Source organism: Thermococcus celer Vu 13 = JCM 8558 (assembly GCF_002214365.1).
Lineage (GTDB): Archaea > Methanobacteriota_B > Thermococci > Thermococcales > Thermococcaceae > Thermococcus > Thermococcus celer.
Window position 1 is genome coordinate 609,012 of record NZ_CP014854.1, and the last position, 11,435, is coordinate 620,446.

Annotated in this window: 10 protein-coding genes; 9 read left to right on the top strand and 1 reads right to left on the bottom strand. The window is 53.5% G+C overall.

Features of this window, described 5'->3' with window-relative positions; translation table 11 throughout:
• Nucleotides 1-20 precede the first annotated feature (20 nt).
• The 9 genes from A3L02_RS03420 (at nt 21) to A3L02_RS03460 (ending at nt 10,184) form a co-directional block, all read left to right on the top strand.
• Complete coding sequence (locus tag A3L02_RS03420; RefSeq protein WP_237268634.1) at nt 21-1,511, top strand: glycosyl hydrolase; 1,491 nt, start codon at nt 21-23, stop codon at nt 1,509-1,511.
• Nucleotides 1,508-3,016: a beta-galactosidase BgaS gene (gene bgaS, locus A3L02_RS03425; RefSeq protein WP_088862632.1), complete on the top strand. Its 1,509-nt coding sequence runs from the start codon at nt 1,508-1,510 to the stop codon at nt 3,014-3,016. Before A3L02_RS03420 ends, bgaS begins: the two co-directional genes overlap by 4 nt.
• Nucleotides 3,013-3,219, top strand: coding sequence for a hypothetical protein (locus A3L02_RS03430; protein ID WP_088862633.1), 207 nt, complete (start codon nt 3,013-3,015; stop codon nt 3,217-3,219). Before bgaS ends, A3L02_RS03430 begins: the two co-directional genes overlap by 4 nt.
• A gap of 12 nt (nt 3,220-3,231) precedes the next feature.
• A complete protein-coding gene (locus A3L02_RS03435) occupies nt 3,232-3,705 on the top strand; it encodes a type II toxin-antitoxin system VapC family toxin (RefSeq protein ID WP_088862634.1) in 474 nt (157 codons plus the stop codon).
• A 2-nt stretch (nt 3,706-3,707) separates the two neighbouring features.
• Complete coding sequence (locus A3L02_RS03440; RefSeq protein WP_088862635.1) at nt 3,708-4,679, top strand: glycoside hydrolase family 16 protein; 972 nt, start codon at nt 3,708-3,710, stop codon at nt 4,677-4,679.
• A 5-nt stretch (nt 4,680-4,684) separates the two neighbouring features.
• A complete protein-coding gene (locus tag A3L02_RS03445) occupies nt 4,685-7,879 on the top strand; it encodes a cellobiose phosphorylase (RefSeq protein ID WP_088862636.1) in 3,195 nt (1,064 codons plus the stop codon).
• Nucleotides 7,876-8,568 carry an SDR family oxidoreductase gene (locus A3L02_RS03450; RefSeq protein ID WP_088862637.1) on the top strand — a complete coding sequence of 231 codons (693 nt, stop codon included), beginning with the start codon at nt 7,876-7,878 and terminating at the stop codon, nt 8,566-8,568. The genes A3L02_RS03445 and A3L02_RS03450 overlap by 4 nt, the downstream gene beginning before the upstream one ends.
• 221 nt (nt 8,569-8,789) lie before the next feature.
• Nucleotides 8,790-9,755 (top strand): SPFH domain-containing protein, encoded by a 966-nt coding sequence (locus A3L02_RS03455; RefSeq protein WP_088862638.1) that lies wholly within the window; start codon nt 8,790-8,792, stop codon nt 9,753-9,755.
• Nucleotides 9,756-9,770: 15 nt separating this feature from the next.
• On the top strand, nt 9,771-10,184 hold the full coding sequence (locus tag A3L02_RS03460; protein ID WP_088862639.1) for an NfeD family protein: 414 nt from the start codon (nt 9,771-9,773) through the stop codon (nt 10,182-10,184).
• On the opposite strand, the gene A3L02_RS03465 is transcribed toward A3L02_RS03460, so the two are convergent.
• Nucleotides 10,165-11,427 carry an amidohydrolase family protein gene (locus A3L02_RS03465; protein WP_088862640.1) on the bottom strand — a complete coding sequence of 421 codons (1,263 nt, stop codon included), beginning with the start codon at nt 11,425-11,427 and terminating at the stop codon, nt 10,165-10,167. The genes A3L02_RS03460 and A3L02_RS03465 overlap by 20 nt on opposite strands.
• Nucleotides 11,428-11,435 lie beyond the last annotated feature (8 nt).

Consider the following 11,435-nt stretch of genomic DNA (forward strand, 5'->3'; position numbering starts at 1 on the left):
TTTATTTTTACGGTGATATTATGGAGAGAAAGCTCTATAGCATGGTTATGGCCCTCACGATCATCATTGTATTCCTCTCAGCGTGCATAGGGGGCACTCCGAAGGGGGGTTCCCCCACCTCCCCCATTAACCAGACCTCTACCGTAGGCAGGGAGGTTGAGACCTCAAACTCGACAACCCCATCCGGAGAGGATGTTATGAAGCCGAAACTTAATTTTCCCGAGGGATACTCCGATTTTGGCGGCTGGGAAGAGAAAAAGTTTAAAGCCAGTGGTTACTTTAGGGTCGAGATGGATGAAAACGGCGTTTACTGGCTCGTTGATCCCGAAGGTTATGCCTTCGTCTCAAAGGGCGTTAATGCCGTCAATTACATGGGTGACTATTCGCCAGCCATTGGCTACGCTCCCTACTACTCCAACGTTTTGAGGAAGTACGGGGGCATTGATGAGTGGGTTAACTTGACCTCTCGCAGGCTTGTTGAGTGGGGTTTTAATACCGTTGGGTCTTGGTCATCAAAAGAGTTGTACTACCTGTTTCCCAGCACCCCAGTCCTGGATATTGGGGCAAACTACGGCTTTAACTGGGAACATGGAACCATGCCGGACATATTTGGAGAGGATTTTGAGGAATACGTGAGGAAGTTTGTCTATTTCAACATTGAGTCGATGAAGGACAACCCCCTGATAATTGGATATTTCACCGATAACGAGCTCCGTTGGGGCCCTGATTGGAGATCCGGAAACCATCTGCTGGACGATTTTATAAAGCTTTCACCCGATGCGCCCGGGAAGAAGGTGGCCGTCGAGGTGCTGGAGGACGTTTTCGACGGGGACATAGGTCGGCTGAATCGGGAGCTAAAAACTGAATACAAGAGTTTTGATGAGCTCTTGAATTACACCGGAGAGCTTCCATCAACGGAGGTTTTCAACGAAGCCCGGAGGGAATTCGCCAGAAGGTACGCCGAGAGGTATTTCAGTGTGATAACGGGTGAGATCAGGAAAGTTGATCCGAACCACCTTATTCTGGGGGTGAGGTTTGCGGTTTCTCCTTTCATCAGGCCTCCTGAGGTGGTCTTTGAAGTTGCCGGGAAATACGTGGATGTCATATCCCTGAACCTCTACAATTTCCAGGTGGCGCCGAAGGATTACCTCGACCGCATCCACGAACTCTCGGGGAAGCCCATAATGATAACGGAGTTCTCCTTCAGGGCCATGGATTCAGGTCTTCCAAACACGAAAGGAGCGGGGATAACGGTACAGACCCAGAAGGAAAGAGCTGAATATACAAAGAGGTTCATAGAGAGCTTGATGGAGCTCCCATATGTGGTTGGCTACCACTGGTTCAAATACGCCGATGAACCTAAGGAAGGAAGGTGGGACGGAGAAAACAGCAACTACGGGCTCGTAAATATTGAGGATGAACCCTACGAAGAGATGGTGGTTATGTTCAGTGAGCTGAACAGAAACGTTGAAAAACTGCACTCTGAAGGGAAAACGGAGGGTGAAAAATGAAGGAATTTTTCTGGGGCGTTTCACAATCCGCATTCCAGTTTGAGATGGGTGATATCTTCCACAGAAACATAGACACCCGTAGCGACTGGTGGACGTGGGTCAGGGATCCTATAAACCTGAAAACGGGCCTCGTGAGTGGCGATCTCCCGGAGGAGGGCATCAACAACTACGAACTTTACCCACTGGACCATTCCCTCGCCAAAGGTCTCGGCCTTAACGCTTATTCGTTGAGCGTGGAGTGGAGTAGAATCTTTCCGTGTCCGACCTATGGGGTGGAGGTTGAGTACGAGACGGATGGGAACGGTCTCATCAAGGCGATAAAGATAACTAAGGATCACTTAGAAGAACTCGACAGGATTGCAAACAGGAAGGAAGTGGAGCATTACAGGGAGGTGCTCTTGAACCTTAAGAAACTGGGGTTTAAGGTCTTCCTGACATTGATACACTACAGCCTTCCCGTATGGCTTCATGACCCGGTGGAATCCCGCGAGAGAAATCTCGAAAACGAAAATAATGGGTGGGTCAACCAGAGGGCGGTACTGGAGCTGGCCAAGTTCGCGGCTTATATGGCATACCGCTTCGGTGACCTCATCGACATGTGGGCCACCTTCAACGAGCCGGCAGTGATGGTTGAGCTGGGCTATCTGGCGCCCTATTCCGGTTTCCCCCCAGGTGTGAGCAATCCCGCAGGGGCAAAGAAGGCGATTATAAACATAGTGAACGCCCATGCGAGAGCTTACGATGCTATAAAACAGTTCTCCGGAAAAGATGCCAGAGTCGGGATAATAATGAACAACATCCACACCACCTACCCCAAAGACCCCGACGACCCAAGGGATGTTAAGGCGGCAGAGATGAGCAACTTCTTCAACAGCGGCTTCGTCCTTGAGGCCATAACCAAGGGTAACCTCAACGCTGAATTCGACATGGAAACCATGACAAAAGTGCCCCATCTAAAGGGACTTGACTGGATAGGGATGACCTATTATTCGAGGGACGTTGTAACCCATTCTGAGGTTAGATTCAAGGAGATACCGATAACCGCCTTCAAGGGGGTTCCCGGGTACGGGTATTCATGCCTGCCGAACACACTCTCGGCCGATGGGAGATACGTGAGCGAGCTTGGCTGGGAAGTGTTCCCTGAGGGACTCTACAACAGCCTCGAAGCGGCCTCCGCCCATGGGTTGCCCATTTACATCATGGAAAACGGGGTAGCGGACTCAAAAGACATCCTGAGGCCGTACTTCATAGCCGCTCACGTAGCTCAAGTTGAGCGAGCCATTGAGTCAGGCATTGACGTGAGGGGATACTTCCACTGGTCTCTGCTGGACAACTATGAGTGGGGAATGGGGTTTGGGATGCGGTTTGGCCTCTACAAGGTCGATCTGATAACAAAGGAAAGGATTCCAAGGAAGGAGAGCGTGAACCTTTACCGGGAGATCGTGAAGAATAACGGGCTGACCAGAAGGATTAGAGAGAACTATCTCGGAGGTGGTAAACCTTGAAGACCATAGCGGTTGATGAGGACACCTGGAAGGCCATAAAGAAGCTCAAAAGAAAACTGGATGTTAATTCCTATGACACTGTGATTAAGATCCTGCTGAAGAAGTGGCACTCCAGTGAACTGGAAGAAAAGCTTGATGAGATGGGCCTCGATGAGGAGGAGAGCGAAACGGCCCAAGAGTTGCTGAACATGCTGAAGGGGTAAGGAGTTGATGTTATGGTAGTGTCAGAAAAGATAATGTTCGACAGTTCCGTCCTTTTGAAAATACACACAAAGAAGAACAGCCCCCTGCTTGAGATGGTACTGCTAAAATTCGAGCCGTTAGTCTCTGAAATCACCCTCTACGAGTACCTTTCCACGAAAGCCGCCCTTGGAAAGGACCCTTACAAGCAGCTTCTGATACTGAAAGAGATGTACCAGATACTCCCGCTGGATGAGAAGATAATAGTTAAAGCCAGTGTGATAACAGGGAAACTCCTGAGGAAGAGGGTGAAACTCCACACAAACGATGTTCTTGTCGGCGTGACGGCAATAGTCCATGACGCCCTGCTCGTGGTCGATGAGCCCGGGAGATATAAGCCGCTGAGGAAGTACGGGCTCGATTTAATAGATTTTAACAGTTTTGCCCGGGAAATGGAGCATCTTGCAGAGGACTTTACAGAATCCAAAGAGACTCAGGGGGTGTACTGACTATGAATAAAAGAACCGTGGCACTTTCGATGGTCTTAATGTTGTTGATGACCGTGGTGGCGGGTTGCATAACATCTCCCCAGTCCCAATCAACATCAACGATGGAACCTTCCCAGACCGGAACCTCGATAACTCAAACATCCTCCCAGGTTCAGAACACGACTGAAACAACCCCGGTAGAGGAAGTTCCCCAAGTCCTGCATGAGGGCAACAGGACGTGGGAGCTGATATGGCACGATGAGTTCAACGGGAATGCAGTAAACGAGGAATACTGGACCTTTGAGATAGGAAACGGTCAGGCCTACGGAGTACCCGGCTGGGGAAACAACGAGCTTGAATACTACACCCCGAACAACACGGTGATAGAAAATGGTGTGCTCGTGATAGAGGCAAGGAAAGAATGGGTAACCGACCAGTACGGCACCTACATGTACACTTCCTCCAGAATGAAGACCGAAGGAAAAGTCGAGTTCGAACCTCCGGTGAGAATAGAAGCAAGGATGAAGTTTCCCAAGGGCAAGGGGCTCTGGCCGGCCTTTTGGTTGCTGGGAGCGAACATTGGAGAGGTTGGATGGCCCCAGTGCGGGGAGATAGACATAATGGAGTTTCTCGGTCATGAACTCAAAACAGTGCACGGAACGATCCACGGGCCCGGGTATTCTGGTTCTAAGGGGATAACCAAGAGCTACACTCTACCGGAGGGGGTTCCGGATTTCACGGAGGATTTCCACGTCTTTGCCATTGACTGGTTCCCGGACAGGATAGAATGGTACGTTGATGGGCATCTCTACCACGTGGTGACGAGGAAACAGGTTGAGGATATGGGGCATGAATGGGTCTTCGATGGGCCCTTCTACATCATACTCAACCTCGCCGTTGGCGGGAACTGGCCCGGTAGGCCGACCGCCACCACCAAATTCCCCGCGAGGATGTACGTTGACTACGTTAGGGTTTACAGGCTGGTTGAGGGGTGAAGGCCATGAAGCCCGGGAACTTTGATGAAGAGGGTAGATTCGTGATGGAGAACTACAACTCCTCAAGGCCCTTCGCAAGCTTTTTACCGGGCATAGGGGGTAAAAAGAGCATCCCCATGTGGGTTTTCTACGTCAACAGGGCCCAGTGCGTCACCTCTTTTGGCATAAGCGACAAGGATCACGCCATAATGGAGTTCAACTCGGCGGTCAAAGCCTATCAGTCCGTGAGGACTCTGGGTTTTAGGACGTTCATAAAACTTCCCTCTGAAGGAGTTTTTTACGAGCCCTTCACTCTTCAAGAGAGCGAAAAGGTTATCCAGAGGATGTACATCGGTAGAAACGAGCTTGAGATAGAGGAAATCAACGAAGAGCTCGGTCTGAAGATAAACGTCCTCTACTACACGATACCGAACGAAAGAATCTCCGCACTGGTCAGGAGGACCACGATTAAAAACATCTCCGGATTAACCAGAGAGCTCGAGATGCTCGACGGGATGCCCATTGTGGTTCCTTATGGCACAAACGACTTCGTGCTGAAGAACATCCTGACGACGATAAAGGCATGGATGGAAGTCTACAACCTCGAAAACAACATGCCCTTCTTCAAGCTCAAATCCTCAACCGAGGACGTTCCAAAGGTTGAGGAGCTCACCGAGGGCACTTTTTACATAACGTTCGTGAAGAAAGGCGGAAAGAGCCGGCTGGTCAGGCCGATAGTTGACCCTGAAATCGTCTTTGGGCCCGACACCTCCTACCTAAGACCGGAGGAGTTCATCAAAAAGCCCTTGTCCGATCTCACCGAAGCCGAACAGGCAACGTTCAACAAAATCCCCTCAGCCTTCACGCCGCTTAAAATCGACCTCAGCCCGGGTGAAGAGGTGACGATATACTCCGTGATAGGTTTCGCCCCCCACATCTCCCTCCTGGATGAATATTCCCGCAAGTTCGCGGACGAGGAATACCTGAGAAGAAAATACGAGGAAGCCCAGGAAGTGATAGAGGAAATCGTGGAGGATATCCACACGGAAACCTCTTCCAGACTTTTTGACGAGTATTCCAAGCAGTGCTACCTTGACAACGTCCTCAGGGGAGGTTATCCCCTCATCATGGAGTCATCAAAGCCACTGGTTTATTACATCTACCTGAGGAGGCACGGTGACCAGGAGAGGGACTACAATTACTTTGTGCTGACGCCTGAGTACTACTCGAGCGGCAACGGCAGCTACCGTGATGTCAACCAGAACAGAAGGGAGGACGTTTTCTTCCATCCCGGGGTAAAGGAGTACGACGTTAAGTTCTTCGTGAGCCTGATACAGGCCGACGGTTACAACCCGCTTTTAATAAACGGCGTAAGGTACCGTCTGAAGGACTCCCCGGAGTTTTTGGATCGTCTCGTGGATAAGAGCGAGGAGCTGAGGGAGTTCCTTAAGGAACCATTTACCCCTGGAAAGCTGATAATGTTCATGGAGGAGAAGGGCATAAACCTGAAGGTTTCGGAGGAGAAGTTTTTCGAAGAACTCCTTGGACACTGCGAGGAGGAGGTCATCGCGGAGCACGGGGAAGGGTACTGGTGTGACCACTGGACCTACAACCTCGACCTCATCGAGAGCTACCTCGGGGTGTACCCGGAAAACAAGAGGAAACTCTTCTTCGAAGACCATGATTACACTTACTACGACAATTACATGGTGGTCCTTCCGAGGGGCAAGAGATACGTGGTTGAAAAGGGGAGGGTCAGGCAGTACAACTCACTGGCCCCGGATGAGGAAAAGAGGGCTCTGATAGAGTCCAGAAATGAACCCAAACACCTCATGAGGACCAAAAAAGGTAAAGGGGAGATTTACAGGACCAACCTCGCAACAAAACTCCTCAACCTTGCCCTGATAAAGTTCGCCACCCTCGACCCTGAGGGAATAGGAATAGAGATGGAGGCAGGAAAACCGGGGTGGTACGATGCCCTCAACGGGCTCCCGGGGCTCTTCGGCTCGTCGGTAGGGGAAAGCGTCGAGCTCGTGAGGCTCCTTAACCTGCTCATGGGCGTATTTCAGGAATTCCCGGAGGAGACCCTCAGGGTTCCCGAGGAAGTCTGGTGGCTTTTCAGAGAGGAGCTCAGACTCGTTGGGGAGTATCTTGAGAGAGGAGATCCTGGGAGGGATCATTGGCTTTGGAATGCCCTCTCCACTCTGAGGGAGGAGTACAGGGAGAGGACAAGGCTGGGATTCGAGGGCTCGGAGGTTGAAGTCAGGGCGGGTGACCTCCTCGATGGGCTGAGAACCCTGAGGGAAAAACTGATGGGGAAGCTCGAAGAGGTCATCAAAGAGAACAATGGACTGATGCCGATGTATTTCTACTACGAGCCCATTGAATGGGAAATCGGTGAAGACAGTGAAGTGAGAATCCTCAGGTTCAGGAGAAAGGGAATGCCGCTCTTTTTGGAGGGCATCGTCAAACAGTTCAGGCTATTCAGGGAAGACAAAGGCTACCTCAAGGAGCTCTATAAAAAAGTTAAGGAGAGTGACCTTTACGACAGGAAGCTAAAAATGTACAAGCTCAACTCCTCCCTGAAGGATCAGCCGATTGAGATAGGGAGGGCAAAGGCCTTCCCCCCCGGCTGGCTGGAGAACGAGTCCATCTGGCTCCACATGGAATACAAGTACATGCTCGAGCTCATAAAGAGCGGTCTGTTCGAGGAGTTCTACGAGGACTTCAGGAACGTCATCGTGGCCTTCCTTGACCCCCAGATTTATGGAAGGAGCCCGCTCGAGAACTCGTCCTTTATAGTCAGCAGCGCCTACCCGGATGAGAAGCTCCACGGGGGCGGCTTTGTTGCAAGGCTAACCGGGGCAAACGCCGAATTCCTGAGCATGTGGAAAATTATGTTCATCGGTAAGGGGCCCTTCAGGCTGGAAAACGGCGAAATAGCGCTCGTCTTTAGCCCGACCCTTCCGGGGTGGCTTTTTGATGAGGAGGGCAGGGTGGCGTTTAACCTGTTCGGGAGGGTCAGGGTCGTTTATCACAACCCCTCCCGGAGGAACACCTGGGAGATGCCGCTCGAGGAGTCAACCGTGGTGATTGACACCGGGAAGGAGAAGATAACGGTGGAGGGCAACAAAATCAAAGGAAAATACGCCGAGATGGTAAGATCCGGTGACGTTAGGAGGATCGATGTGTATTTCCCTGGAGAGGAGGTGGAAAAATGAAGGTTGCCGTCGTTACCGGGGCCTCGAGGGGGATAGGTGAAGCCATAGCCCGGGCCCTGGCGGAGGAAGGCTACGCCCTCGCCATTGGGGCGAGGAGCGTTGAGAGACTCAAAAAACTGGCGGAAGAGCTTGGAGGGGAGGTCTTCTACCACCACTTAGACGTCTCCAGGCCGGAGAGCGTCGAAGAGTTCGCAAACAAAACCATAGAACGCTTTGGGAAGGTGGACGTGGTCGTGGCGAACGCCGGGCTTGGGTACTTTGGCAGACTCGAGGAGCTCGGGGAAGAGGAGTTCCACGAGATGATAGAGGTCAACCTGCTCGGGATGTGGAGGACGATCAAAGCCTTTCTCAGGAACCTGAAGGAGACCAACGGGGTCGTTGTGGCGGTTACCTCCGACGTCTCTGCAAGGCTATTGCCCTACGGGGGCGGCTACACGGCCACCAAGTGGGCAGCCAGAGCCCTCGTAAAGACCTTCCAGATCGAGAACCCCGACGTAAGGTTCTTTGAGTTGAGGCCCGGGGCAGTGGATACCTACTTCGGCGGAAGCAAACCGGGTAAGCCAAAGGAGAAGGGCTTCCTCAAGCCGGAGGAGGTTGCCGAGGCCGTGAAGTACCTCCTGAGGCTTCCAAAGGACGTAAGAGTCGAGGAGCTCATGCTCCGTTCGATGTATCAGAAGCCGGAGTACTGAGCCCCGTTCTTTTTTTATTTGAACAACAATTCACGCCCAGTTGGCCAAAAATTAATTCTGGAGCATCCTCAGGTATCGACGATTCTCGCGTTATCTTCGGCGCTCCGGGGTGTCGATGCCGTCCAGTTGTGTATCTGGCCCCAACTGGCCCGCTAATGCAGGGCAACATTTATAAGGACTTCAACCCTCCAAAATTTGAATAATGACTGGAGGCGATGGTAATGGAACCCTTCGCAGGTGCGGCTTTGCTGATACTGGGCGTTTTTCTTTTGCTGATGCTCCTGCTGAGCGTAAAGGTGATACGGCCCTACCAGAAGGGACTCGTCGAACGCCTCGGAAAGTTCAACAGGATCCTCGAGCCGGGCATACACTTCATAGTCCCCTTCATGGAACGCGTCAAGGTCGTGGACATGCGCGAGCACGTCGTCGACGTCCCGCCGCAGGAGGTCATCTGTAAGGACAACGTCGTGGTAACCGTCGATGCCGTTGTCTACTACCAGATACTCGACCCGGTCAAGGTGGTCTACAACGTCAGCAACTTCCTCATGGCGATAATCAAGCTGGCCCAGACGAACCTCCGTGCCATCATAGGCGAGATGGAGCTCGACGAGACCCTCTCGGGCAGGGACATAATCAACGCCCGCCTCAGGGAGGAGCTCGACAAGACGACCGACCGCTGGGGCGTCAAGATAACCCGCGTCGAGATACAGCGTATAGACCCGCCGAGGGACATCCAGGACGCGATGGCCAAGCAGATGACGGCCGAGCGTGAGAAGAGGGCCATGATACTCCTCGCCGAGGGTAAGAAGGAGTCGGCCATCAAGGAGGCGGAGGGCCAGAAGCAGGCGGCCATACTCCAGGCGGAGGGTGAGAAGCAGAGGCAGATACTCGTGGCGGAGGGTCAGGCCGAGGCCATAAGGAAGGTCCTCGAGGCGCTGAGCCGGGCCGACGAGAAGTACCTGACGCTCCAGTACATCGAGAAGATGCCCGAGCTCGCCAAGTACGGCAACCTGATCGTCCCGTACGACACGGAAGCGCTGATAGGCCTGCTGAGGATCCTCCAGAAGGTGAGGGAGACGCCCCTTCCCGGGTCCAGACCGCCGGAGGAAGGGAAATCCTGGGATGGGGATGAAGGAGCGGCCCTTTCCGAGGAAGAGCTGAAAAAGCTCAAGGACATGACGGAGTGATGGGAGGTGGAGGGGATGGACCTCCTCCCGATTTCCCTTTTGATCCTCGGGTTGCTAACCATAGCACTCGACATGATGGTGACGGCCTTCATAACTCCCATCGGCGTTGCCCTGGCCTTGATGGGGCTCCTCCTTGGATTCGGCGTCGGCTTTGAGGAGAGCCTCGTGGTGGGCCTCATAGCGGCAGTGGTCACTTATATGGCTGTGGGCAGGTACGTAAAGAGGGACGTTCAGGACGCTGGAAAGGCCAAGTACACCTTCGAACTGAAGGGCAAGCGCGGGAAGGTGGTGAAAATAGGCAGGGAGAACTACATAGTCGAGCTTGAGGGGGACAGGTGGATAGCCCTCAGCGACGATGAGTTGAAGATAGACGATACCGTTGAGGTCGTTGACGTCGACGGCGTCAAGCTCATCGTTCGGAGGGTCTGAACCCCTCCCACAGCTCCTCCAGCGTTTTTCCAAGCGTTACCAGCGTTCCGTTTTTGTAAACGATCTCACCGTTAACCATGACAAGCTCGACGTCGCTTCCCCTCGTGGAGTAAACGACCTGGGAGTAGGGGTCTTTGCCCGGGAGAAACTGGAGCTTCCTCGCGTTTACCAAGACGAGGTCGGCGAGGTAGCCGGGCTTTATCAGTCCCGCTTTCAGCTTCAACGCCCGCGCACCTCCCAGCGTTGCCCAGCCGAAGACCTCCCCCGCGGTGGCAACGTCCGTCCTCCTCCGCCAGACCTTGTTGAGGACCGCGGCAAAGCGCATCTCCTCGAAGGGATCCATCAGCCCGACCGGGTTGGGCGAGTCGTTACCGAGGGCTATGTTGGTTCCCCTCTCCGCCAGCTCGATTACCGGCGCGACCCTTCCCTCGAGCTTCGCCATGCTCAGGGAGCAGTGGACGAGCGTCGCCCCGCTTTTTGCGTAGAGGTTTACCTCACCGGGAGAGAGGTAGATCCCGTGCACCCCTACGAGGTCCTCACCGAGAACGCCCGCCCTCTCGAGGTACTCAACCGGGGAAAGGCCGTAGCGTCTTTTTACCTCCCGCACCTCCCCCGTGCTCTGGGATACGTGGACGTGGATGATGGCGTTCCTCTCGCGGGCGAACTCACCTATCTCCTTCATCAGCTCGAGGGAAACCGTGTTCGTGGCGTGGGGTGCCAAAGTCGGGCGGACGAGCTCGTCTTTCCCCTTCCAGCGTTCGAAGAACCTGAAGCCCTCTTCGGGCCTGGCTATAGGGAAATCCACTAAATCCATTACGGTCTGGCCGATGAAGGCCCTGATTCCGAGTTTTCTCGCCGCTTCGGCTATCTCATCGGCGAAGAAGTAGTGGTCGTTTATCGTCGTCGAGCCGTTGGATAGGGCCTCGGCCATGCCGAGAAGGGCCCAGCGGCCTATCTCCTCTGGCGTCCACTCGAGTTCCGCCGGCCAGATAACGTCCTTGAGCCACCGTTCGGTTGGAAGGTCCTCGCCGAGCCCTCTGAGTTTCGCCATCGCCACGTGGGTGTGGGCGTTGACCAATCCCGGCAGAATTAGATAACCGGTTCCGCCGTAGGTTTCATCAACATCGTAATCGCCGAGCCTCTCGACGGGAACAACGCCCCTTATCGTGGGGCCATCTATCAAAACCGCGGAGTTCTTCCTAAAGCCTTCCGGGTCCACGACGGTTCCGACGAGTGCCTTCATTTTCTCCA

Coding starts and splice junctions, on each gene's coding strand:
- A3L02_RS03440 (WP_088862635.1), top strand. CDS start 3,708: ATGAATAAAAGAACCGTGGCACTTTCGATGGTCTTAATGTTGTTGATG.
- bgaS (WP_088862632.1), top strand. CDS start 1,508: ATGAAGGAATTTTTCTGGGGCGTTTCACAATCCGCATTCCAGTTTGAG.
- A3L02_RS03420 (WP_237268634.1), top strand. CDS start 21: ATGGAGAGAAAGCTCTATAGCATGGTTATGGCCCTCACGATCATCATT.
- A3L02_RS03435 (WP_088862634.1), top strand. CDS start 3,232: ATGGTAGTGTCAGAAAAGATAATGTTCGACAGTTCCGTCCTTTTGAAA.
- A3L02_RS03460 (WP_088862639.1), top strand. CDS start 9,771: ATGGACCTCCTCCCGATTTCCCTTTTGATCCTCGGGTTGCTAACCATA.
- A3L02_RS03465 (WP_088862640.1), bottom strand. CDS start 11,427: ATGAAGGCACTCGTCGGAACCGTCGTGGACCCGGAAGGCTTTAGGAAG.
- A3L02_RS03445 (WP_088862636.1), top strand. CDS start 4,685: ATGAAGCCCGGGAACTTTGATGAAGAGGGTAGATTCGTGATGGAGAAC.
- A3L02_RS03455 (WP_088862638.1), top strand. CDS start 8,790: ATGGAACCCTTCGCAGGTGCGGCTTTGCTGATACTGGGCGTTTTTCTT.
- A3L02_RS03450 (WP_088862637.1), top strand. CDS start 7,876: ATGAAGGTTGCCGTCGTTACCGGGGCCTCGAGGGGGATAGGTGAAGCC.